Genomic DNA, 24,843 nt, shown 5'->3' with positions numbered 1-24,843 from the left:
TATTCATTCTGACATTTCGATGGTGTAACGATATGTCTCGTCAGATGAACACGGCCGGACACATAGTCACGTCACAACCCGACGCGAGATCAGGTGATCTCACCGGGGTAGGAGAAATCCCAGCCGAACGTCCTGCCCTCGCGACATCACCTGATATCGCGACCGACGGCAGGGTGTGGTTCAGGATGCCGCGGACCGAACCCCCACCCCCTACCCGCTCTCCCCTGCGGCGCTCAGTCGGCCGGCAGCCAGGCTTCGATGGCCTCGATGACCTCGGGCTCGTCGGGCTTGATCTGCGGTGAGAACCGCTTGACCTGTCCGTCGGGGCTCACCAGGAACTTCTCGAAGTTCCAGGTGATGCGACCGGATTTGCCGTCGACGTCGGCCGTCTTGGTCAGCTGCCGGTACAGCGCGTGGGCGTTGCGGCCGTTGACCTTGACCTTCTCCGTCATCGGGAACGTGACGCCCCACGTGGTGGAGCAGTACTCGGCGACGGCCTCCTCGGTCGACAGCTCCTGCAGGAACTGGTTGCTCGGAAAGCCCACCACGGTGAAGCCGCGGTCGGCGTAGGCCTTCTGCAGCGCTTCCAGCTGCTCGTACTGGGGCGAAAGCCCGCACCGCGACGCGACGTTGACGACGAGCGCCAGCCGTCCGTCGACGAGTTCACCGAAGGTGGTCTGCTCCCCGTGGATCGTGGTGACCGGGATCTCCTGAAGCGTCATGCGTTCTCCTCTTTCATCGTTCGGCGGCGGATGCTGCGGCACTGCGTGCGTCGTAGGAGAGCATCGCCGTGCGGAGTGAGCGAAGCGTGTCGAGAGCGGTCTCCGCGTCGTCGGGCGTCAGCTTCATCGCCTCCGCCACGCAGCGCTCGATGTGGCCGAGTTCACCGCGCACCGCGAGCGAATGCTCGGTGGCGCCGATGCGCACGGACCGGCGGTCGGACTCGCTGTGCTCGCGACGGAGGTGGCCGGCGCGTTCGAGGCGGCCGACGAGGCCCGAGACGCTGCTCGCATCGAGGCACAGCAGCTCGGCGAGTTCGCCCGGCGACACTTCGCCACGCTCCCAGACGACGGCCAGGACCATGAGCTGCTGATAGGTCAGGCCCCAGGGGGCGAGCAGTTCGCGATACAGCTGCAGCGTCGTCTGCATCGAGGAATACAGCGCGAAGCACACCGAGGACTCAAGGGTCGGCGACGTCCGGGTGCTCATAGGCCAAGCTTTGCATGCAAATAATTGGGATACAAGCTATCGGAGGTTCGGAACGCCTGTGCAGATCAGGATGCCGCGGCCCGTGGCATCCGTCCCGCCCTTCTCACCTCGCAGCGCGAAGCGAGATCAGGTGATGTCACCGAGGTAGGAGAAAACCGCGCCAAACGTCCTACCCCCGTGACATCACCTGATCTCGCGACCGAAGAGAGGGCGGTTCAGGATGCCGCGGCCCCGCGCCGCTGCCACGGCAGCGCCAGCAGCACGCCGACCACGAGCAGCGCGGCGCCGAGGCCCACAGCGACCCACGGGGTCTCGGCGGGGATCTCGAGGTACGTCGTGATGCCCAGGATGCGGGCGAGGCCCCACGGCAGCAGGCCCATTTCGTCGTTCCAGAGGGTGAGCGTGGCCTCGAGGCCGATCGCTCCGACGACGGCGGCCGGCACCGCGAGCCCGGCGCCGACGCCCGCGAGCACGTAGCCGGTCGCGCGGCGCGCGCCGACCTGGGCCGACAGCGCCCAGCCGCCCGCGACGAAGACCCACACGAACAGCGCGACCGCCACGGCGATGTACACGGTGCGCAGCACGGGGTCGGTCCAGAATGCGAACCAGTATCCGCCCGGGCCGGTGAAAGCGACGGCGAAGAGCGTGAGGATGCAGCGCAGCACCACGACGCCGCCGACCGCCGCGAGCACTGGCCACGGCGAGCGCCGCCCTACACACGCGCGCACCACGAGTGCGAACACCGCCCACGCGCCGAAGACGACGGCCAGGTGCGTCCACGACAGGAACGACGTCTGCACGGCGCGAGTCGCAACCAGCAGCGCGGCCGGCACCGCCAGGAGCAGCCAGCGGTCGAGCTCGAGCATGCCGAGCGTCGATTCGCGCGCACGCCACGGCCGGGTCGACGCGATCCACGACGCGCGAGCCGCCGCGGCACCGGGACGACGCACCAGCCTCGTGCGCGCCGCGATCATGCCGATGAGCAGCCAGGCTCCGGCGAACACGAGCAGCACGCGGGCCAGCCACGCCATGGTCAGGTCGCGCTCGGCCCGTTCCACGCCGAGTTGCGCGGCGGTGAGGTTGAACGCCGGGTGGTCGAGGTCACCCTCGTACCGGTCGAGGTGCTCGGCGGCGAGCGCCTCGAACTCCACGCGGTCGGCGTCCCACGCTGCGTGCGCTTCGGGCGCGAGGGTGTCGTGCCACTCCCCCTGGTGCAGGATCATCGCGCGATACGCCGCGAGCAGCCGCAGCGTGTCGAGTTCGTAATCCAGGGTCGACACGAACGCCTCGCGCATCTCGTCGGAACGCCAGGTGGCAGCATCCGTCGCCGTCACGAGGTCGCGCATGCGCTCGACGGCCGCGACGGCCTCGGCTCCGCCCGAGATCGCGGCCTCGACGCCGCCCTCGGCATCGCGGGCGATCGCGTACATCACGTCGAGCACGGCGGAATCGCCGGTGAGGATGTCCCACTCGAAGATCCACATCATGGGCGGCGGCTCGAGCCCGATCGCGAACACGCGCTGCGCGGCGAACGGCTCGATGTACATGCCCTGAGCGATCGCCTCGCGCGAGTGCGTCATCGCTTCCACAATCGCCTCGACGGTCGCGGGGTCGTCCGAGAACCACTCCCTGGCCCAGTCCGCGGTGACCTGAGTGACATCGACCGAAGGATCACGGGCGAGGGATGCCGCCACCTGCGTGTTCAGTTCGTACAGCTGCCAGAACCCGGCCTTGAGGTACAGCGACATGGGTCCGGCGCGCCATGGTCCGCCGTCCTGCGTCCACACCCACACGCCCTCGAGCTGATCGTTCGCGGCGAGCAGCTCCTGCAGCGCCCACTGGTACTCCGGGCCGAGGTCATTCGGGAACGCGCCGTAGTTCTCGAACTCGCGTCGGCTCTGCAGCTCGACGATCCGGCGCTGCGAGCCCTGCTCGAGGGTGTCGTTGAGCGGCAGCCACGTGTAGAAGTCGCCCAGCGTGTACTTGGTCGACACGATGAGCGCCGGCGAGTCGATGCCGCCGAGCACCGCCTCGTACGACTCGGCGTTGGTGTGCATGTCGCCGACGGCGCCGACGCCGACCGACCACGTGCGGAAGATGACTTCGCGCTCGGATGCCTCGGCCTGCCCCGTGAAAGCTTCGAGCATCACCCGCACGGCGTCGACCGTGGTCACCTCGAGCGCGGAGTAGTAGTCCCAGCCGTCCACGTCGTAGACGGGGCCTGCCTCGCCGATGCGGATGAGGACGCCGTCCAGGGCCGGCACCGCGTCGTACAGCTCATCGAGGCCGGCGGTGTAGGCATCCCAGAATTCGGGGTTCTCGGTGTCGAGCGATCCGAAGCGGTCGATGAGGTACTGCTCGAGCGGTCCGGTGAGCGCGAGCATGTCGGTGCGCAGGAACACCTTCATGCCGAGCTCGTCGGCGCGCTCCCAGAACGGCGCGAACGCCTCGCGCAGTGCGAGGGCCTTGTCTCGGTGGTCATCGGCGTCGGCGTAGACGGGGCCACCAGGGGCATCGTCGAAGGTGACGAACTCGACGAACCCGGGGAACGCCACGGCGTTGAACCCGTTCGCGAGCGAGTGACGCAGGAAGCCGTCGAAGTCCTCGTACGCGTCGGCGAGCGCCGCGTCGTCGATGTACGGCGCCTCGGGCTGGAGCACATCGGCGAAGGCCTTCGACGCGTGCGAATAGTCGTCGCCCGCCTCCCATTCGGCCGGGTCGGGGGTCACGCCGACCGCGCCGAGATCGGTCATCCGCAGCGGCAGGCGCGACGACTCGTGTGTGCCGATCAGGTCGGTCAGCGGTCGCGCCGCCCGCACCGCCGCGGCGAGGTCGTAGATGGCACGAGTGGCGCCGTTCTCCGACAGGGCCGAGACTCGCAGCGCCGTCGCGTCGCCCTCGAGCGTGTATCCGTCGCTCGTCTCGGGTCGAAGCGTCGGCAGGAGGGTGACGGTGACGGATGTCTCCCCCACACGTTCCGGCGCGTCGGCGACGGCGTCCAGCAGTTCTTCGACGGCGACCTCGACACGTTCGGTCGTCGGAACGTCTAACGATGAGATCGACGGAGGGGTCGCGGGGACCGCGACCGCCGGCACGACGGGAGCAGCGGGCTGCATCTGCGCGGCGGGCTCGGTGCGGATGCCCAGCGCATCGCCCACGACGACGGCGACGCCGAATCCGAGGGCGAGCAGGACGATGCCGGTGACGACGGCGAGGATGGCCCGCCGCGTCGCCTGTGTCATTCTCTGATCCTAGGACCGCGCGCAAAGCCGCCCTTACCGTATGCCGGAGCCGTTGCAGACCTGTTGCCGAGGCGCGGAATGCGCGCGGGCACGCAGGCCTCGCTCCTTGAGCCAGCGAGGAACGAGCGAGTCGAAACGCCCCGAACCACCGCGCCGACACCGGCCCAGGCGTTTCGACTCGCTCCGCTCGCACAACGACCGAAGACTGCGCGCCGGTCCGAGGCGGAACGCGGATGCCGGTGCCCCCGGCATCCGCGTTCCTTCACTCAGCTGCTCTTGCGCATGGCCCGGATTCCGGCCCACAGGCCGAGCAGCGCCAGGATGACCGCGGCCACCCATCCCCACAGCACCGCGATGTTGCCGAGGTCGCCGGCGAACAGCGCGCGCTCGGCCTGCACGACCCAGTTGATCGGGTTCACCGTGGCGACGGCGCGCATCCAGCCCGGCGCGTCATCGAGCGGCAGCAGCATGCCCGACAGGATCAGCAGCGGGAAGATCAGAGTCTGCTGCACTCCCCAGAACAGCCACTCGCGGTCCTTCGTCTTCAGCGCGAGCGTGTACGACAGCGAGCCGAGGCCGACACCGAAGACCGCGAGCAGCACGAGGCCGATGATGAGCCCGGCCACGTCGATCCTGAAGCCGAACGGCCACGCGATCAGCACGATGATCAGCGCCTGCACGATGATCGGCACGATCTCTTTCAGCGCGCGGCCCACCAGCAGCGACGACCGAGCCAGCGGTGCGACCAGCGTGCGCTCGTGCGAGCCCGTCATCATCTCGTACTGCAGGTTCGATCCGGTCGCGCCGGTGCCGAACAGCACGATCATCACGAGCACGCCCGGCACGAACCACTGCAGCGTCTCGCCGACCGGAGCGCCCGACGAGCCGATCAGCAGCGGCGCGAACAGCCCCAGGAACACCAGCGGCTGCACGAGGCTGAAGATGAGTGAGAAGGGGTCGCGCACGACCGGCTTGAGCTCGCGCGTGAGCACGTTCCAGGTGTCGCGCGCAGGGTTGACCCGCACCGCGGTGTCGGGTCGCTGGGTTGCGCTGGTCGTGGTCATCGGTTCGCTCCCGTCTTCTCTGCCACCTGTGGGGCGGCACCGGATGCTTCGGCCGCGGCATCCGGAGTCTCTTCGCTCTCTTCTTCGACAGGCTCGCCCTCGCCCGCCTCGCGCAGCGTGCGCCCGGTCAGCGCCAGGAACACGTCGTCGAGGGTGGGCGGCACGCCCGTGGCGCGCTGCACTTGCAGGCCGGCCACGTCCAGCGCGCGCACCGCCGCCGGCAGGAGCGCGTCGCCCTCGGGTGCCGTGAGAACTACAGATGCTGCACCCTCGCGCCGCACCTCGCGATCGGTGAGCTGCTGGATGACGGCGGCCGCGCGCTCGGCATCCGCGTCCGTCGCGAACCCGAAGGTGAGCAGGTCACCGGCGAGGTTCGCCTTGAGCCGTGTTGCCGTGTCGTCGGCGATCACGCGGCCCTTGTCCATGACCATGACGCGCTCGGCGTAGCGGTCGGCCTCTTCGAGGTAGTGCGTGGTGAGGAAGACGGTCGTGCCGTATTTCGCGCGCAGCTCGAGGATGTGCTGCCACAGGTTCGCCCGGCTCTGCGGGTCGAGCCCCGTCGACGGCTCATCGAGGAAGATGAGCGGCGGCGCGTGCATCAGGCCGAGTGCCACGTCGAGCCGGCGCTTCTGCCCGCCCGACAGCTGCTGCACCGAGCGGTTCGCGAAGCCCGCGAGGTCGAGCGACTCGATGAGCTCGTCGGCCCGCTTGCGGGCTGCCGGTTTGCTCATGCCGTAGAACGCGCCCTGGCTGAGCAGCTCGTCGCGCGCCCGTTGCGAGAAGCTGCCGCTGGTGAGCTGCCCCACGTAGCCGATGCGTGCCCGCACATCGGCCGGACGGCGCAGAATGTCGTAGCCGACCACGCGCGCGGTGCCCGAGGTCGGCGGGATGAGAGTGGTGAGCATGCGCAGGCTGGTCGACTTGCCTGCGCCGTTGGGTCCCAGGAACGCGACGAGCTCGCCGCGCGCGACCTGGAACGTGAGGTCGGTGACCGCCTCGACGGTCTTCTTCTTGACGGAGAAGCGCTTGGTCAAACCCTGCGCTTCGATGATCGGTTCGTTCGCCATGAATCCAAGCTAGGAACCAATGCGGACACATCCGGTCCGCATGGTGAGGCAATCTTGAACCATGTCCGATACGACGACCCGAGCGCTCTCGCTGCTCAACCTGCTGCAGACCCATCGGCACTGGCCCGGTTCCGAGCTGGCCGGCCGGCTCGGCGTGACCGAGCGCACGGTGCGCCGCGACGTCGAGCGTCTGCGCGACCTGGGCTACCGCATCGAGTCCTCCCCTGGTGCCGCCGGCGGCTACCGGCTCGAGGCGGGCAGTGCCGTGCCGCCGCTGCTGCTCACCGACGAAGAGGCCGTGGCGATGGCGATCGGGCTGCGGGTCGCGGCATCCCAGCGCCTCGTCAGCGGACCCGAGACCACGATCACCGCGCTCGCGAAGCTCGAGCAGGTGCTGCCCGCTCCTCTGCGGCGCCGGGTCAACGCCCTCGCCGAGACGGTGCAGCCGTCGGGGCTCAACGCCGGGGCCCCGGTGTCGAGCGAGGTGCTCGGCGAGCTGGCCCTGGCCAGCCGCGACCACGAGCGTGTGCGATTCGTGTATACCGCGGCCTCGGGCGAGGTGACCCGACGCAGGGTCGAGCCGCACGCGCTCGCGCCGGCCGACCGGCACTGGTACCTGCTGTGCTGGGACCTCGACAAAGAGGACTGGCGCACCTTCCGCGTCGACCGCCTCGCCGACGTGGAGCACACGCGCGTGCTGTTCACCCCGAAGCCGCTCACACCCGAAGAGATCGAGGAGTTCATCTTCGTCGCGCGGTCATGGGTGCGTCAGGCGGTGGAAGCGGATGCCGTCATGGAGCTCGACCTGGCGTCGATGCGGGCGGTGTTCGGCCAGTGGGGGCAGGGCGCGACGGCCGAGGACGAGGGCCGCACGCGGTGGCCGGTGGGTGGCGGCGACTTTCGCGAGACGATGTACGGGCTGACCTGGATCCCCGCCGGCGTCGAGTACACGACCAACCTCCAGTCACCCGCTCGCGACGAGCTGCGAGAGACGCTCGAGCGGATGCTGCGGGCGCTGGACGCTCCCACTCCGCCGACGCGTCCGGAATCAGCCCGTCCCGCCCCCGGCCGTTGAGCCGCCCGCCCTTTCGCTCGTTGAGCGAGCGAAGCGAGACGAAACGCCCCGAGCCTCCGAGCAACCTTCCCCGCCGGCATCCGTCACATCCCGACGCACGGCGAAACCATCCTTCACACCCTTCCCCACCGACGCCGGCTCACGTTAGCGTGGGGGTCATCGCGGCGATCCGGGCGGTCCCGGGCATCGGCTCATACCCGAGTGCGTTGCGGGTTCGACTCCCGCCGTCGCGTCGAATCCTGCAGGGCTGAGATCCCGCTGGGCTTCGTGCTCAGTGCGTTGAGCAGCGCGCCGGGCGCGTCGCTTCGTCCTCACAACGCGGGATAGCCTCGGCACGTGACCAGTGACCAATCTGTCTCCGATTCGCCAGTGACGCAATTCGCCGTGCTCGATGCGCTGCTTGCGGGGGCGTACGAGTCGGGTCTAGCGGTTGCCGACGTGCGAAAACTCGGTGATTTCGGCATCGGATGCTGCGAGCACCTCGGCGGCGAGGTGGTCATCCTCGACGGCGATGTGTTCGAGTGCACGGTGGACGACCGCCCGGGTCGGATGGTCGACGATCAGGTCCTCCCGTTCGTCGTGGCATGCCAGCTTCCGGCGGTGTCGGCGCAGCCCATCGCCCGCGCCGATCTGGCTGCGTTCACTGACGGCATCGAGAAGGGTCTCGCGAGTCCGAACCTCTTTCACGCGGTCCGCGTCGATGGAGTGTTCGCCGCCGTTCGCATCCGCGTGACGCCGCGTCAGGAGCGCCCGTTTCAGCCGCTGGCTGAGGTCACGAGCGGTCAGATCGAAACAGTGGTGACCGATACCCGCGGCACGCTCGTGGGGTTCTGGACACCGCGCATCTATCAGGGCATCAGCGTCGCGGGCGTGCACATGCACTTCATCTCGGAAGACCGCAGCATCGGTGGCCACGTTCTCGATGTGAATATCGCCAAGGGCCATATGAAGTTCGCGGCGCATTCCCGCTTCAACCTGCGCCTGCCCACGGACGAGCACTTTCTCCGGACCGAGCTGACACATGACGAGGACCACCGCATCGTGGCAGTGGAGGGGGGCCGTCCTTGAACGAGCGAAGCGAGACGAAGCGCCCCGGCCATTCCCCGCCCGTCGAGTAGCGAGCACCTCTGCCCCCGTGCACGGATGGGGCTATCGGCTGAATCCGGCAGCCGATACATTTCGTGCAGGGCACACCGGGGACTGATTTCGCAGAACAACCGCCTTCCAGGAGCCGAACGGATTGGCGCGCTCGAGTGGGGACTCCAGCCACCAACGGCAACCGATTCAGGTGACTCTGGGGGTTGAGATGGTTGATCCGAGTGTGGGTTTCGGTTTCAAGCGATTGCTGCGCGGCGTCACGAGCGCTGTTGCCGCCGTCGGCCTGACGGTCAGCGCCCAGCAGCTCGGACCGCCAGCGCTCGCCGATGCGCCCAGCGTGACCAGCGCCGACATCAGCTTCGCGGAGCCAGGCCTTAGCTTGCGCTATTCCAGCGCGCGGCAGGTCATTCCCGCTGCCCGGTACATCGACCAGATCCAACAGGACATCACACGGTTCCTGCGGCCGTCGCCGTCGGAACCGGTGTATCCCGGTGCCGTGGCGCTGGCCGTCCACGACGGCGTCATCCTTGCGCATGACGCGGTCGGCTATGCACTGCGCTACCTCAATGACACGCCCACCGACATTCCGCCAGACCAGTGGATTCCGATGCAGCGGAACACCATCTTCGATCTGGCCTCGATGACGAAGCTGTTCACGTCGATCGCCGCGGTGCAGCTCATCGAAGAGGGCCGGATCGCGCTCGATGCGCCCGTCACGCGCTACATCCCGGAGTTCGCAGCCAACGGCAAGTCCGACATCACCATGCTCAATCTGCTCACCCACACCTCTGGGCTTCCCCCCGATCCGAAGCCGAGGCTGTGCGAGTACCCGACTCGCGAGCAGCAGTGGGCGGCCGTCTACGCGGTGGAGCCGGCGACACCGCCGAACCAGGCGTTCCTGTACTCCGACATGAACATGATGACGCTGGGCAAAGTCATCGAGTCCGTCACCGGGCGGTCGCTCGATCGGGTGATCGCCCGGAAGATCACTGAACCGCTGCGGATGTCAGACACGATGTACAACCCTCCCTCCTCGCTCAAGCCCCGCATCGCGGCCGAGGAATACCAGCCGTGGACGGGCCGGGGCATCGTGTGGGGCAGTGTGCACGACGAGAACGCCTACTGCGTCGGCGGGGTTTCGGGGCACGCCGGCGTCTTCTCCACGGCGAACGACGTTGCCGTACTGGCGCAGACCCTGCTGAATGGGGGGCAGTACAAGGGGACTCGGATCCTCGAGGAGCAGTCGGTGCGCACCCTTTTCACCGACTACAACCAGGCTTTCCCCGGCCATGCGCACGGGCTGGGCTTCGAGCTCGATCAACGTCGCTACATGGGCGCGCTCAGCTCACCGGTGACGGCCGGACACACGGGGTTCGCCGGAACATCGGTCGTGATCGACCCGCTCGCACACTCGTTCATGATCCTGCTCACCAACCGCGTGCACCCGAGCCGCAGTTGGGGCGCTGACAATCCGCCGCGTGCGGCTGTCGCCACCGACCTCGCCATGGTGCCTCCAGTTCGCCCCACGCGCGGTCGCACCGCGTGGTTCGCCGGGCCGGTGGACGACACGACCGCGACGCTCACCGTTCCCGTCACAGTTTCCACCGACGGCGCGGATCTTTCCTTCGACCTCTGGTACGACACGTCCGACACCGACGGCGGAGCCGTCCACGCATCCTCCGACGGAGGTGCGACCTGGCAGCTGGTTCCGCTGTCGCTGCGGGCAGGCCGCGATCGCTGGCAGACCGACGGCACGTTCACCGGATTCGAAGGCAGACAGTGGTTGCAGGCTACGGCGCAGCTCAACCCGTCGACGACTCACATCCGGTGGACCTACACCACCGGCTCGGAGGCGCACGGCCGCGGCGTGTACGTCGACGCGGTGACGGTCGCCGGCGACCAAGGCCTGATCTTCGACGACAGCCGTCGCGCCGACGCCGCTGAGTTCCAGCCCGAGAACTGGGTCGAAAGCCGGAGCTGAGGCCCCGCCGCGCGAGCGGCGGGGCCTGTCCGTGGCAGCGCTCAGCCAGCAGCCGGATACGAGGCGGTCTTCGTGACGGTGACGGTCTCGTCGCCCACCTGGCCGGTCACCTCGACGCTCACCTCACCGGCAGGAATGGACCCCAGTCGCGAGTTGATCGACACGGCCGCCGACTTGCCCGGTGCGACCGCGGTGAACGTCTTCGCGCCGTACGGCGTCGTGACCACAGCATCCACCGGCGCGTCCTCGCTGTTGGTCACCGTGACCGAGACGTACTGCTTGCCCGCCAGTACCCGCGTCGAAGCCGACACCGAGACATCCAGATCGGCGACGGGGTCCGGTTCGCTCAGAGCGTCCAGCGCTGCAGTGAGCCCCTCCACTGCTGAGGCGGTCTGCTCGTAGGGCGCATCGGCGGGCACGGCACGCGCGACGGCGAGCGCCTCGTTCAGTGCCGCGATGCGCTCGGGCGCATGAGCGGACGGATCGACGGCCTCGGCCCGCGCGATGAGAGCCGGCAGCTGCCTCACCACCGCGTACTCGAGCTGCGCGGACGCGAGTGCGAGAACGCGCTGCGCCTCATCCGCCGCATCCTGGGTGACATCGGCGGTCGCGGCGACCCGCTTGGCCTCCTCGAGCGCGGCGCGGAACACGGCGAAGTCGATCGCGATGTACCGATCCTCGTGCACCGTGAGCGCCTCGCTCTCGGCGATGGCAGCCGTGAGGGCCGCGAGATCGACCTCGGGACTCTCCTGTGGCGCCCCGCCGAACTCGAACCACTGCAGGTTGGCGACGTAGTTGAACTCCTGGCCTGCGACGGCGTCTGTGCGCATCACGACCAGCAGCGTATGCGTGCCCGAGACCGCGGTGTCGAGCTTCGCGGTCGTCGAGACGTAGTTGCTCCACCCACCGGTCTTGGGCACCTGCACGGTTCCGACCTTCGTCGTCTCGCTCACCTCGTCGAGGTAGAACTCGAGCCGGCTGTTGTCACCGACCCGCTCGTCGCGTGTCGACGCGTTCACCGTGACGTGCGTCAGCGGCTCGGTTCCGAAGTCGCGCGCGGTGTAGGTGAGCTGGCCTCCGTCCCAGGTGCCCCCGACGTTGCCCGCGGGCGGGTCACCGCCCTCCTTCTTGATGCCGTTGCCGTTGTCGGCGTCGTAGGTCTCGGCCTCGACCCGCACGGGTTCGACGGACTCCGCAGCATCCTCCGCGGTCTTGAGGAACTGGAACCAGTCGAAGTTCACGATCCACGAGTTCGGCTGGGCGGGATCGGGCGTGCCTCCGAAGACCACGTAGAGGCGGTTCGCCCCCGCCAGCACGCTCGGGTCATCGATCTTGGCTTCCACCGTGGTGAAGTCGCTCCAGGCTGCCGTGGGGGGAACGTCCACCTTGGCTGCGACAGGGCCGTCTGCTGCTCCGACGCGCACCTCGATGAACTCGTCGGTCGCGCTGTCGCTGGGATGGTTGGAGTAGCGCATCTTGACGCGCAGCGGCTCGACCCCCGCGAAGTCCACGCCGTCGTACGCGATCCAGGAGCCGACCTGCACACCATTGACGGCTCCGAACGGTACACCGCTGGAGTCGTTGCCCGACTCCGTACCGAGACGCCCGCCAGAGGATGCTTCGAAGTTCTCCGCCTGGAAGACGCGATAGGCCGTCTCGACGATGCGCAGCCCCTCGATCGCCCGAGTGAGGCCGACGAGTGCCGACTGCAGGTCGTCGTCGCTCGCCGTGGTGCTGGCGAGTGCTTCGCGAGCGGCCGTGCGTGCACTGTCGAACGCTGCGAACGACGTTGCCGAATACGCACCGCGAACCACCAGCTCAGCCTCGGCGACGAGCGCCGTGAGCTTCTCGCGCCACTGCTGGTCGCGCTCGAGCACGAGAGTTCCCAGCCCCGACACCCCGTCCCCGCGCACGCTCGTCGCCGGCGTCCCTGCGAAGGCCGCGTCGGAGAAGTCCAGCGCGAATGATGCGCGCTGCGACTCGCCGAGTGACCCCGTGAGCCGGAGCGTCGCCGCGTCGGCACCGCTCAGCACCACAGAGGCGGTCACGCCGCCGGGAAGACCCGTGATCGCGAGTGCGCCGTCGGCGACGAGGTCGCGCCCGGCAGCTCCCGCGAACTCGGCGCCGCTCAGCGTCAGCTTCGCGGTCGTATCCACCGCACCGTCGGCAGCAGCCTTCATTCGAGGTGTGTCGATCGAGAGCGTTGCGCCCTCGAAGGCGACCTTGAGCGTGAACTCGCGCGTACCGTTCGACGGCTGCCGCGAGAACGCTCCGTCGGCGATCTTCAGCACGAGGTCGTCGATGCTGTCCATCGGGGCGGACGCGTCGGCCGTGCCGATGAGCGACAGCTTCACCGTGCGCGACCCGCTGCGTTCGGCCTTCAGAGCCAGCCCCGCGGGGACGTTCTCAGCGGTGATGGATGCCGACAGGTCGGCGCCGTCCGTGCCGGCGAACGTGCCGTTGGCGATGTTGAGGTCGATGCTGTTGCCGATCGATCCGTCGCCCGTCGCGGCCTCGGTGAACAGACGGGACGACACCGAGATCGCGCTGATCGGGTCGTAGCGCGAGCTCGGCAGCTCGTCACTCAGCGACGACGATGCGATCGAGTCGGCTGCCCACTCGGATGCCTCGTCGCCCATGCGGAACGCCAGTCCCCCACCCGCGGTGAGCTGGTCGTAGGTGATCCACGTGCGGTCGAAGTCCTGGCCGTTGAGCTTCGCCGACTGGATGAAGTAGTCGTCGGGCGAAACGCCCTCCGCCGAGATGTCGAACGCGCGACCGGACTCGTAGCTGATGCGCACGTTCTCGAAGAACGGCGTTCCGATCTGGTACTCGTCCGATCCCGCGAGCACGGGGAACAGGCCCAGCGACGCGGCGACGAACATCGACGACATCGTTCCCGTGTCGTTGTCCATCGTCGGCAGGAAGCCCTGCGGGCTGTTCTGATACACCTTCATCTTCACCGGCGGAGTGAACTCCCCGCCGCCGGACGGGTACTCGTGGGTGCCGCCGGTCGCGATGTAGCGGTTCCACGTCTCCTTCGTGTAGATGCTGCGCACCCACTCCTGCGTGCGCGAGGGCGAGCCCACGTAGTTGAAGAGGTACGGTGCCTGCAGGTCGATCTCGTTCGCGTTGGCGTGCAGCATCCGCCGGCCGTCGTCGGGTGCGTGCTCACCGAACATGAAGCTGAGCGCCTTGAGCGTCGACTCCTCGCCACCCATCTTCTGGATGAGGCCGCCCATGTCGTTCGCCGCATACCAGTGGTACTGCCACAGCGTGCCCTGGTACACGTTGCCGGCTTCGAACCGCTCGGGGTCGGCGTCGTTCCATGCGCCGGCGGCGTTCTTGGGGAAGATGAGGCCCGTCTTGGTGCCGTCGGCGAGAGTGACGGCGTTCGGTTTGAAGATGTTCGTCCAGTTCGCGGCGCGAAGGCGGTAGTCGTTCGCCTCCTGCGTCTTGCCGAGCTCGTCGGCGATCGTCGCCATGGCCCAGTCGTCGTAGGCCGTTCCGAGCGTGTCGTCTACCTCGTTCGCGATGTATCCGCGGGTCACGTTGTCGGCGTTGCCGTATCCACCCGCGGACTGCGAGACCAGCGCCGGCCACGCCTGCGACAGCCCGCGCAGCTGCGCGCCCTTCGCGATGGCGTCGGCGACGACCACGGCCGCACGCTCGAAGCGCACGGTGGGAACGGAGTGAGTCACGTTAGAGAGTGACCCGCGGCCGATCGAGGCGAACGTCGCGTAGAGGTCGACGATGGACTGCGCCTGGTCGTGGAACACCTCCGGGTAGCCGATCGCGAGCACCTCGTACTTGCGGAAGTCGTCCCAGAAGCCCCACCCGTCGTAGTGGGTGTAGCCGTCGGCGGTGTGCACCTGGCCGTCGAGCCCCCGGTAGGTGCCGCTCGTGCTGGTCGCGTTCACGGGCGAGCCGAACATGCGGTACAGGTGCGTGTAGAAGAGCGTCTTGAGATCACCCGTCGGGTCACTCGTCTCCGAAGACGTCACGTCGAGACGGCTGAGGATCGCGTTCCAGTCGGCCTTCGTGTCAGCACGCACCTGGTCGAACGAGCGGTCGCCCATCTCCGCAGCCATGTCGATCCTGGCCTGCTCGACGCTGATCGGAGACACCGCGACCTTCAGGCCGATCTGCTGTCCGGCCGCGACGTCGAACTCGACGACCGCGCCGATGTCGGTGCCCTCTTGGTGCGCGGTACCCGTGAGCGCCCCGCTGCCGCCCCACGTCCGCGTGCTCTTGACGGCCGCGGTGGACTCGACGTAGTAGTGCATCTTGTAGTCGTACCCGTTGAAGTGACCGGTGAAGTCGCCCGAGACCGCGACGCGGCCGTCCGGCAGCGTCGTGTAGTCGAGAGTCGCACCGCGACGACTGGTGAAGTTGTTGCGCAGGTCGAGAACGAGCGACGCCGTTCCCGCTGTCGGGAACGTGAAGCGGTCCTGGCCGGTGCGCACATCCGTCGTCGCTTCCGCGCGGATCACGCCGCCGGCGACGGCGAGGTCGACTCCGTAGTATCCGGGCGCTGCGTCCTCGGCGTCGTGGCTGTAGTTCTTCGCGTACGTCCCGGTGCCGGGGCGGCTGGTGTAGCTCTCGTACGTCGGCACGACCAGCAGGTCGCCGCCTGCACCTGAGCCACCGACCCCGTTGAGGTTGGTGTGCGTGAAGCCCGCGATCTGGTCCTCGGCGTAGTCGTAGCCGCTATGCGACCGACCCGAGACCGTCATGGGGTTGATCTTGACGAGCGAGTTCGGCGCCTCCGCGCCCACGAGATCCTGGCCGAAGTCGTCCTCTGTCGAGACGAACGGGTTGACGAACGAGGTGTAGTCGGTGTCGACGGATGCCGCGGCCCGCGCGAGCGAGGCGGGCTCCGCGGCGGCGGCACTGGCGGGCAGGCCGGCGCAGAGCAGAGCGACGGCCGCGCCCACGGCGAGGAACCGGAGGGAAGAAGACGGGAGCGACATGAGAGTGGGATCTCCAGGTGAGGTGGCGCGATCGTGGGCGCAGGCGGAGGCAGGGATGAGCGCCGAGCTCATCCCTGCCTCGGACCGGGTCTTACTCGAAGAGCGAGAGCGTGAGCGTCGAGGTGTAGTTGCCGGCCGCGACATCGGCCGGAACCACGAGCTGCAGGTCGGCCGTGGCCGAGAAGACGCCGCCGCCGGCATTGCTCTCAGCACTGTCAGCGAGGTAGAGGAGTTCCTGGTCGACCAGACCCGGCTCGGAAGGCAGGACGTCGCCGCCGACCTCGACGAAGGGCTCGCCTTCACCCTCGCCCGCGACGAGCTTGGGCACCCAGCCCAGGTGCTGCGCCGCGATCGTCTTGTTCGTGGCGGCATCCACGAAGTCGCTCGTCGAGCCGAGCACGTACCACGCCGATCCCGCCGGCACATCCTCGGCCGCACGGGTGTCGGTGACCGTGACCTTGGGCAGCGTGCCCGCGAACGTGCGCTCGAGCGCCGTCGATGCACCTTCGACCAGGGTGGTGTCGGCGCCCTCCACCGTCAGTGCCAGAGCGCCGGGGCCGGCAGCCTCTTCGATCGCGACGTTCACGTCGACGTCCTGGGTGCCGTGTTCTTCATCGGCGGCGACCGCGGCCGAGCCGGCAGACACCAGAAGGGCGGCGCCGAAGGCGATGACGCTGCTGCGCAGCAGGACAGACTTGTTCATTTCATTCACTTTCGTTGGGGGAAGGATCTCCGCGGCGCAGACGGAACGCCTGCGCCGCGAGGCTGCCGGCTTCGGGTCAGCCGGCAGCCGGGTAAGAGGCGGACTTTGTGACGGTGACGGTCTCGTCGCCCACCTGGCCGGTCACCTCGACGGTGACCTCGCCGGCGGGGATGGCCCCGAGGCGAGAGTTGATCGACACGGCCGCCGACTTGCCCGGTGCGACCGCGGTGAACGTCTTCGCGCCGTACGCCGTCGTGACCACGACATCCACCGGCACGTCCTCGCTGTTGGTCACCGTGACCGAGACGTACTGCTTGCCCGCAAGCGCCCGCGTCGCAGCCGACACCGAGACATCCAGATCGGCAGCCTCATCGGCTTTGCGGAGCACAACCTCGTCAACCACGCTGTTCACCGGATTGGCGGTGCCATTGGCCTGGCTGCGCAGCGTGCGAACCGTGATCGACTCGTCGGTCACCTCGACCGCGGAGTAGTTGCGGACGCGCTCCTGGTTGCGTACTGAGGACCACCACAGGTCGATCCCCGTGTTGAGGTTGTAGTACTTCGAACCGCTCGCCGAGTTCGCCGTGACGTAGAGCACCTCGCCGGGACCGGCGACGACCTCTGCGGCCGCGGCCTGCTCGTCGGGGTTGGCGAGTTCGCCGTCCTTGATCAGGTAGCTGCGGGTGTAGTGGTGGTCATGGCCCATGAGGACCATGTCGATCCCGAGCTCCGAGATCTTCGCGGGCATGTTGTTGCGGCGGTCGATGATGTCGCCGTCCGTCGCGTGCACGGCCGCGGAGTAGATCGAGTGGTGGAAGGCGAGCACCTTCCACGTGACCTTGTCACCCTGCTCGGCCACGACCTTCTCGAGGAAGGCGTTGTGTGAGGCGTAGTCACGGCTGTTGGAGTTGATGTTGAGGAAGAGCACATCCTTGTAGATGAACCAGTAGTCGCCGCCCGACGACGACGGGCTGCCGGCAGCGCCGGCGGTGAGATCCTCGTTCGGCAGGTTGTAGTGCTGCTCGTAGGCCTTCGACCCCACGTCGTGGTTCCCGTTGGTCGCCACGAACGGGATGCTGCGCATCTGCTCCGGCCTGAGCAGCGTGGTGTACTCGTTCTCATTGCCGGCGCTCTCGACCTGGTCACCCGCCGAGAAGAGCATCTCGGCGTTCGGGTAGGTCTGCGACGCGACGTTGAGCGTGTCGATCCAGCCGGCCTCATCGTTGGCGAGATTGCCCGACGCGCCGACCTGGGGGTCGCCGAAGAAGAGGAAGTCGAAGCCGCCCGTGAAGCTCTGCGTGCGGAAGGTGTGGACGGTCGACCAGCCGGTCTCGTCCGCACCCACGCGGTAGGCGTACTCGGTGTTCTCGTCGAGCCCCGACAGCGTCGCGTCCCGGAAGAACTCACCGCTGCTGGTCGCGCCGCCGGCGGTGACCGGGAACGTCGAGGCCGTGGCGGGGAAGACCCCGTCGATGATCGCGGATGCCTCGGTCAGCTGAGCCACCTGGGGCACATCGATGTCCGAGTACCAGACGAGGTTGCGCTCGGCCGTGGTCGCGCCAACACCGAGGAGCAGGTCGGAGATCTTCGCGGTCGTCACGTCCTGCTTCTCGACGGGCGTGAGGCTCTTGACGTCGAGGAAGATGTCGCTGCTGGTCTCGCGGTCCTGGTACAGCGCGACCGCGATCTGGTTCTCACCGGCGACGAGCTTGTCGGCGGGGATCCGAACGGTGCTGGTGGCCGGGTCGCCCGCGCTCACACCCGCGTAGGTGAGGTTCTGGTTCGCGGCGCCATTCACCCGGTCATCCGCGAATCCGGCGACCTTCTCGCCGTTGACGAACACGCGCACGGCGTCGTCGTACGCCAGCTCGCCCTGCAGAGCGTCCAGCTGCTCGAGTTCCTCAGCCGTGATCGTCACCTCCGTGCGGAAGTGGTACGTCGGCACCGTGTCGGCCGAGCCCGTCTGCGCATACTGCAGCAGCGTGTCGGCGACGTAGCCGTTGCCGAGGTCCGCCGCGCCGCGCTTGGATCCGAAGGCGCCGGCAGCCTCCTTCCAGGCCGTGTCATCGAACTGCGCGGTGGTCCACGAGAGCGAGCCGTCGCCCGACGGATCGGTGCCGTTGTCCGAGTACTTCCAGGGCGAGTCGCTCGTGAGGTAGGCCTCGGGAAGATCGACCGGCGCAGCGGGACCGAACTCGAAGTAGTCGAAGTTCGCGACGTAGTTGCGACGATCCGGGAGGTCATCGACGTGCATGACGATGATCACATCGTGGACGCCGGTGACGGTCGTGCTGAGGTCGACGGTCGTGTTGAGCCAGTTGCTCCATCCGCCGGTGGTCGGCAGCGCGACATCGGCGATCTTGTTCGCTGCGATCGCTTCATCGAGGAAGAACTCCAGGCGCGGGTTTGCGCCGATCGCGTCGTCGCGCGTGGCGGCGCGCACGGTGAGCGTGCCCATGCGGTTCGTGAAGTTCACGTCGTCGAACTGCACGACGGTGCCGTTGAATGTGTTGCCCAGGTTGATCGACTCGCGCTTGAGCGCTTCTCCGTTGGGGTTCGATCCGCTGGTGTACTGCTCGCCCTCCAGTCGCAGCGGTTCGGCTGCAGCGGTGACGGCTGTCGGCGTGATCTGCTGGGCGGCGACCGCGGGAAGCGCGGCGGTCGCGACGACGGAGCTTGCGATCAACGAGGCCAAGACGGCTCCCGCTACGGTTCGCCGAACCGTCCTGGTCGCGTGTGCGGCGCGGACGACGTCCGCGGTCACATCGGAAGTGGGCAAGAGGATGCTCCGATCTGGCATGAAGGGAAGATGCGCGAGAGCGCTCTCGAGAAACCTCTCGAAGCGGCATGACCTGATATCGGCGCAGAGGTGAACGCCCGCTGTCTGGACTCTGGCGGCGGCATGACGACACCCGTCAACGTCACTCGGGCAGATGAAGCACGATGCCCGATTCGCCCGACATCACCGTCGCCACACCGACGGACACCGCTTCCGCGGCACGCGATGGGGCGACTGCGGTGTGGTCCAGATCGCCGTCGGCGGGAGCCCCCGAGCCGCGCGAGGTCGCGCCCTCCCAGACCACAGCGCAGACGTTCGAAGTGGGCTCGGCGACTTGCGCGCCCAGCAGGAGGAAATCCTGATCCAGCCATTGCGACGAGTTGTACGCGAACACATCGACGGTGCCAGCGCCCAGACCGACCACGATGTGCGGTTCGGCGGCCAGCGCCTGGGTGAACGCCGCATCGACGGATGCCGCATCCCCCGTCGCGACGAACTCCTCGACGACGAGCCCGTTCCCCGCCGCGAAGCCGCGGAGGCCCTCCAGCAGCGCGCGACTCGTGGCACGCTCGTCGGGAATGACGACGGCGAGCCGCACACCCCGTACGTCACCGGCGTGAGCAGGCACCACTGCTTCGACAGTGCGTCCCGGCTCCGGCTGGGAGGGGCCCGCGCTGGCCGACCTCGACGGGACGGGCGATGCGGTGCGTTCGGCCGTCGAGATGCCCAGGTCTGGTGCGGCACACGCGGTGAGGGTCATGGCGAGCGCGCCCGCCGCCGCGATCGACGCGAGTCGTCGTCGTACCGGGAGAGTCGAGATCACGGGCGATAGTGAACACCGCTGTCGGATGCCCCAGGTGGCCCGCTGGTGTCGCGCCGGTGAACCCGGCGCGCCTACCGGGAACGCAACTCGGTTTCGAGGGACCGACGCCGCCCGGAGTGGATCACCGCGCCAGTCACCACAGCGCCTGACACCACCGCGGCCGCACCGGCCCACAGCCACGCGCTCATGTCGCGAGCGCCCGTCGTCGCAAGATCCTCGCCACCGGTAGCCGGCGCTGGAGTTGCGGGCGGAGTCGCGCTAGGAGAGGTCCTCGGTGCGATCTCGACGCGGATCTCCACCGGGTCGTCATCCGGGGTGGCCGCCACCGCGGTCGGTCCAGAGAGGAGCAGCGCGATCGCCACCGCGACTGATCCGGCCATTCGCCGGAGCGCCGGCTGCCGGTCCGCGGCCGATTCGGCGAGGGCATCGCGCCGGGCCTGGGCAACGAGTTCCGCGACCTTGCGGTCGCGCCGGCGGCGGTCGCGCCACAGCAGCCAGAGAAGCAGCGCCGCGACGGCGATCGACACCAGCTGCGGCCACGGGATCGCGACGACGAGCGCATGCGCCGAGGCGGGCTCGATCCCACGCGCGGCGAGATCTTCGCTGACAGGTTCCGCCACAGCCGTCACGTCCGCGGAGTAGACGAACAGCGGCCACACCGACGGGAACGAGATCTCGGCCGCGCGGGACTCGCCCGGCGCGATCTCGACGATCTCCTCGCCCGTCGCGGTGTAGGAGACCAACCCGAACAAAGTGCTGACCTCGACCTGCGGGAGTATCGACAGGCGCGTGTTCCCCGTGTTCTCGACCGAGTAGTCGACATCGATCCGGCCGGCATCGAACGGATTCAGCGAACCGCTGTATTCGCCGGCGACTGTTGCGGCCGCGCTGGGCGCGAGCTCGCCGGTCACTCGCGTCATCACACGGAAGCCGACACGTGACTCGATGCCCACCTCCTCGGTGCCACCCGAACGGATGGCGGCGGCGACGCCGGCGGGGTGATCGCCTGGGGTGGCGTTGCCGGGAACGGTGATCGTGAACGGCACGATGACGTCGGCACCCGCGGGAACCTCCACGTCGTCCTGGATCTCGATCCACGTGCCCGCGTCGACGGACTCCCTGTCGGCAGTCAGCATGTTGAACCGACCGGTCTCGGTGAAGTACCCGTCCGCTGCCGTGAGCGAGAACGTCACGGCCGATGCGCCGAGATTCCGGACGAGCAGGTGCTCCTGCACCGTCTCGCCCGGGTCGAGTTCGAGTTCGACCCACGAGCGGCCGTCTTCCCCGACGCCGTCGCTCGGTCGCACCATCCAGGTGATCGCGTTGTCATCTTGCTCGGCAGCGGCGACGGGGGTCGGCGTCGCCGCGATCGCCAGGGACGCCAGCACGATGCTGAGCAGTGCGCTGAGAGTGCGGGTCATCATGGCCTTCGGAGTATGGGCGTGCTCGATCTTGCCGACGCCCTCGGGTTCAGGCGAATCGCTGCCGAGGATTTGGGCTCGTCGATGATCCCACGCTCGCTACCGCCGGCTGTTCCGGGCCCATGTCGCCTAGGCCGCTCGGCGCGGGGGTCGATGCTGAGGAGGAGGACCCTTCCCACGGAGGTCCGATCTTCGCCGAGGGCCGGAAAATCAACGATGAGGGTGTCCTAGAGCAACACGAGCAGGGCGCCTCGGCGTCCAAGCGTCACCCACCTCCGTTCACCGGAGCGACCTTCATTCTTCTCCTGATAGACGCCGACCGCGGCCGGAAGAACGCCCCTCCGGGACTGCACGCCGCGAGCCCGGAGCGGGCGCGTAGAGACACGATCTCGGTCAGCGGCGCAGGACGTCTCCCGAACCCGAGACGCGCACGTCCGTACTCGGGTCGCCGGAGTAGGTGACCTGTCCGCTGCCCGCGACGTCGACGGAGAGGGTGTCGCTCACCGTGACGTCGACGTCGCCGGAGCCGTCGAGGGCGATGACGGCATCCTCAGTGTCGAGCTGTTCCGCGTCGACGCGGCCGCTGCCGCCGACGTCGACGGAGAGTTCGACAGCCGAGCCACTCAGCGCGATGTCGCCCGAGCCCGCGAGGCCCACCTCGACGCGATCGGCGTCCAGCCCCGACCAGTCGACGTCACCCGAGCCGTCGAGACTGAGCTGCACCGTGTCGTCGGCCGACACCGTCGCCTCGACATCGCCGGAACCGTTCACCTCGAGCATCTCCAACCGGGGGACGGTGAGCTCATATCGCACCTCACCGAACGTCATCACGAAGCCGGGTTCGATCGACAGCACGAGGGTGTCGCCATCCACGTCCGATGTGAGACGGTCCATCACTCCGCTCGGTGCGTGAATCGTGAGTGCCGGCTCCCCCTCCGATACGACGAGATGACCCGATGTGTCGAGCACCACGTGCGACACGTCGTCGATGTCCCGCTCCTCCGAGGTCATCGGCCCGGTGGTGGGGAGCGGCCCAGTGCTGGGGACCGGCCCGGTGGGGATCGCCAGCGAGCACCCGGACAGCGCGAGCGCCGACGCCGCGATCACGAGGGCGCCGGGCATCCGGCATCCGGTCTCCTTCATCGGTGACTCCTTCCGCCATCTCCGCCGGCCCGACAGAGCTTCGACGATGCTCGACATCTCTTTCGTCTACGTCTGATCGATGACGGAGCAGCGCCGCGCGACTCACAGTACGCCTACCCGATGGTCAACGACGAGACCGGCGAGTCGCATCCGACCCCGAAACGGCGCCGAAGATCACGGTGTCGCTCGACCCGGAGGGTGAGCACACTCGCATGACCTTCGTGCTCACCGCCGACGGCCCGATCGACAGCGACACCCGAGACGGCTGGGAGAGCGCGCTGGACATTCTCGCCGAGCAGGTGCAACGCTCCGAGACGAGACCTTGATGCTCGTCGCTGACGCTCGGTTCACGCGCGGAGCACGATCTTGCCGAAGTGGTTGCCGGCCTTGAGGTGCTTCAGGGCGTCACGGATGTCGTCGAGATCGTAGGCAGAGTCGATGATCGGGATGAGCTCGTGCTCCTCTGTGAACTCGACGAGCTGCTCGAGCATTGCCCGCGAGCCGGTCTCGATCCCGTGAAGCGTGGCGTTCTTGGTGACCAGCATGTACGTGCTGACCTCGGCAGTGAGCCCCTCGATCAAGCCGATGAACGCGATCCTGCCGCCGATGCGGAGCGCTTCGAGCGACAGGTTCAGATTCGTCCCACCGATCGTCTCGATGACCACGTCTGCTCCGGCCCCATCGGTGAGTTCGCTCACGCGGGCAGCGACGTCTTCGTTCCGGTAGTCGAGAGCCGCGACCACACCGAGCCGCTCGGCCCGTGAGCGCTTGTCGGGACTGCTCGAGGTGATGATCACGCGCGCGCCCTTGGCGATGGCGATCTGAGCGGCGAACAGCGCCACTCCCCCGGTCCCGTGGATCAGTACCGTGTCACCCGCGCCCACCGCCGTGCGAGTCACGGCGTGCCACGCGGTGAGACCAGCGATCGGGAGTGTCGCCGCGCCGGCGTCATCGAGGTGCGACGGCGGGCGCACCGCTTCCTGCTCGTCGACGACGACGTAGTCGGCCAGCATCCCGCGGTTGACGGGCCCGCCGACCGGTGAGTGGTAGGTCTCGGCGGTGAGACCGCCATCTCGCCAAAAGGGAAGGAAGACGGGAAGCGCCCGGTCGCCCTCGCTGAACCGCGTGACCCTGTCACCAACGGCAACGACGGTGCCGACAGCATCCGAGATCGGCACGACAGACGACTCCGGCCTCCACCCGCCCTCGCCCTCGATGACCAGTAGGTCGCGGTAGTTCAGCGAGAGTGCGCCGATCCGCACGAGCACCTCGGTCGAGCCAGGGACGGGCACCTCTCGTTCGGACGACTCGAGGGCGTCGATTCCGTCGCCTGCGGTGTGCCACGCGCGCATCTGTCCTCCTTCGATGTGCAGATTACCTCGCGGCCGATCTGCGCAGGATGCCGCGCCGGGCAACGCTTCGATGTCGCCCCTGGTCGAGCTGCTCCACCAGTGGCGGGTTCGCGAGCGTCGCTACGCGGAGTCCCGCAAGGGCTCGAGGGCGGCGAGGACGAGGTCGAGGCCGAAGATGAAGTGCTCCACCGGGTCGAAGCCGGCAGCGGCGAGCGCCGCGGCCGACTCGTTGAGGTAGGGGAACTCGTCAGGAGGAAGCTGCGGCAGGTAGACGTCCTCAGCCATGTGCGCGAACTCGTCGACGGTGTCGAACGGCAGACTGGATTCCTGCAGCGCGAAACCGTAGACATAGCTGTCGAGCAACCAGTTGGCGTGCGTCGCCATCAAGACCGAAAAGCCGGCCCTCCGCAGGCAGGCGGTGACCGCTTCGTGGTGGCGGAGGTTCGCGGGCCCCGGCGACGTCCGCGACTCCATGAGCGTGATCGCCCACGGGTGGCGCGCGAGAACCTTTCGGGCCGATGCTGCCCGCCCGCGCATCGCCGACTGCCAGTCGGTCTCTGCGGTCGGCAGTTCGATCTCATCGAACACCACATCGATCATGGCGTCCAGCAGGTCATCCTTGCTGCCCACGTAGTGGTACAGCGACATCGCACCCGCGTCGAGCGCGCCGGCGAGCCGGCGCATGGTCAGCCCGTCGACCCCCTCGCTGTCAGCGAGCCGGATCGCTTCGACCACCACGCGCCGCTTGCTCAGTCCCGCATCTGGCGCGCCTTGGCGTTCTCTCCTGGCAGCCACACGTCTCCCCGCTCGCTCGAACAGCTTGACAATCGTACGGCGTACGTCGATAGTACAGTGTACGACGCGTAGTCGTACGGCGTACGAACCAGTCAACTGCGTCGCAACCGCCGCAACC

Annotated in this window: 16 protein-coding genes and 1 tRNA gene; 4 read left to right on the top strand and 13 right to left on the bottom strand. The window is 68.1% G+C overall.

Translation table 11 applies throughout. The features are described 5' to 3' along the window. Window positions 1–233 precede the first annotated feature (233 nt). The 5 genes from K0817_RS01365 to K0817_RS01345 form a co-directional block, all read right to left on the bottom strand. The gene (locus K0817_RS01365; protein ID WP_219979298.1) at window positions 234–722 is read right to left on the bottom strand and encodes a glutathione peroxidase; all 489 of its coding nucleotides are present in this window, start codon (window positions 720–722) and stop codon (window positions 234–236) included. A 13-nt stretch (window positions 723–735) separates the two neighbouring features. Next, the gene (locus K0817_RS01360) at window positions 736–1,209 is read right to left on the bottom strand and encodes a MarR family winged helix-turn-helix transcriptional regulator (protein WP_219979297.1); all 474 of its coding nucleotides are present in this window, start codon (window positions 1,207–1,209) and stop codon (window positions 736–738) included. 215 nt (window positions 1,210–1,424) lie between these two features. Next, window positions 1,425–4,451, bottom strand: coding sequence for a hypothetical protein (locus K0817_RS01355; RefSeq protein WP_219979296.1), 3,027 nt, complete (start codon window positions 4,449–4,451; stop codon window positions 1,425–1,427). 266 nt (window positions 4,452–4,717) lie between these two features. After that, window positions 4,718–5,515 carry an ABC transporter permease gene (locus tag K0817_RS01350; protein WP_219979295.1) on the bottom strand — a complete coding sequence of 266 codons (798 nt, stop codon included), beginning with the start codon at window positions 5,513–5,515 and terminating at the stop codon, window positions 4,718–4,720. Beyond that, window positions 5,512–6,582, bottom strand: coding sequence for an ABC transporter ATP-binding protein (locus tag K0817_RS01345; protein ID WP_219979294.1), 1,071 nt, complete (start codon window positions 6,580–6,582; stop codon window positions 5,512–5,514). The genes K0817_RS01350 and K0817_RS01345 overlap by 4 nt, the downstream gene beginning before the upstream one ends. A gap of 61 nt (window positions 6,583–6,643) precedes the next feature. On the opposite strand from K0817_RS01345, the gene K0817_RS01340 reads away from it, so the two are divergent. From K0817_RS01340 to K0817_RS01325, 4 genes are all read left to right on the top strand, one after another. Next, a complete protein-coding gene (locus tag K0817_RS01340) occupies window positions 6,644–7,657 on the top strand; it encodes a YafY family protein (protein WP_219979293.1) in 1,014 nt (337 codons plus the stop codon). 160 nt (window positions 7,658–7,817) lie between these two features. Beyond that, a tRNA-Met gene (locus tag K0817_RS01335) sits at window positions 7,818–7,890 on the top strand. 103 nt (window positions 7,891–7,993) lie between these two features. Next, on the top strand, window positions 7,994–8,725 hold the full coding sequence (gene budA / locus K0817_RS01330) for an acetolactate decarboxylase (protein WP_219979292.1): 732 nt from the start codon (window positions 7,994–7,996) through the stop codon (window positions 8,723–8,725). A gap of 238 nt (window positions 8,726–8,963) precedes the next feature. After that, entirely contained in the window at window positions 8,964–10,736 is a 1,773-nt protein-coding gene (locus K0817_RS01325; RefSeq protein WP_253735108.1) for a serine hydrolase domain-containing protein, read from the top strand. A 41-nt stretch (window positions 10,737–10,777) separates the two neighbouring features. Here the strand turns inward: K0817_RS01325 and K0817_RS01320 are convergent, their stop codons facing one another. From K0817_RS01320 to K0817_RS01285, 8 genes are all read right to left on the bottom strand, one after another. After that, a complete protein-coding gene (locus K0817_RS01320) occupies window positions 10,778–15,709 on the bottom strand; it encodes a glycoside hydrolase domain-containing protein (RefSeq protein WP_219979290.1) in 4,932 nt (1,643 codons plus the stop codon). A gap of 91 nt (window positions 15,710–15,800) precedes the next feature. Then, complete coding sequence (locus tag K0817_RS01315) at window positions 15,801–16,412, bottom strand: hypothetical protein (protein WP_219979289.1); 612 nt, start codon at window positions 16,410–16,412, stop codon at window positions 15,801–15,803. A 76-nt stretch (window positions 16,413–16,488) separates the two neighbouring features. Continuing rightward, window positions 16,489–19,107 carry a carbohydrate-binding protein gene (locus K0817_RS01310; protein WP_219979288.1) on the bottom strand — a complete coding sequence of 873 codons (2,619 nt, stop codon included), beginning with the start codon at window positions 19,105–19,107 and terminating at the stop codon, window positions 16,489–16,491. 226 nt (window positions 19,108–19,333) lie between these two features. Continuing rightward, window positions 19,334–20,014, bottom strand: a complete 681-nt coding sequence (locus K0817_RS01305) for a hypothetical protein (RefSeq protein WP_219979287.1) — start codon at window positions 20,012–20,014, stop codon at window positions 19,334–19,336. Between the two features lie 71 nt (window positions 20,015–20,085). Further along, on the bottom strand, window positions 20,086–21,438 hold the full coding sequence (locus K0817_RS01300; RefSeq protein WP_219979286.1) for a hypothetical protein: 1,353 nt from the start codon (window positions 21,436–21,438) through the stop codon (window positions 20,086–20,088). A gap of 390 nt (window positions 21,439–21,828) precedes the next feature. Continuing rightward, on the bottom strand, window positions 21,829–22,578 hold the full coding sequence (locus K0817_RS01295; protein WP_219979285.1) for a head GIN domain-containing protein: 750 nt from the start codon (window positions 22,576–22,578) through the stop codon (window positions 21,829–21,831). 347 nt (window positions 22,579–22,925) lie between these two features. Then, window positions 22,926–23,930: an NAD(P)-dependent alcohol dehydrogenase gene (locus tag K0817_RS01290; protein ID WP_219979284.1), complete on the bottom strand. Its 1,005-nt coding sequence runs from the start codon at window positions 23,928–23,930 to the stop codon at window positions 22,926–22,928. A gap of 120 nt (window positions 23,931–24,050) precedes the next feature. Beyond that, entirely contained in the window at window positions 24,051–24,668 is a 618-nt protein-coding gene (locus K0817_RS01285) for a TetR/AcrR family transcriptional regulator (protein ID WP_253735107.1), read from the bottom strand. Between the last annotated feature and the right edge of the window lie 175 nt (window positions 24,669–24,843).

This window comes from Microbacterium sp. HD4P20 (assembly GCF_019449275.2).
In the GTDB taxonomy this organism is placed as follows: Bacteria; Actinomycetota; Actinomycetes; order Actinomycetales; family Microbacteriaceae; genus Microbacterium.
This window is presented reverse-complemented; position numbering and strand designations above follow the sequence as displayed.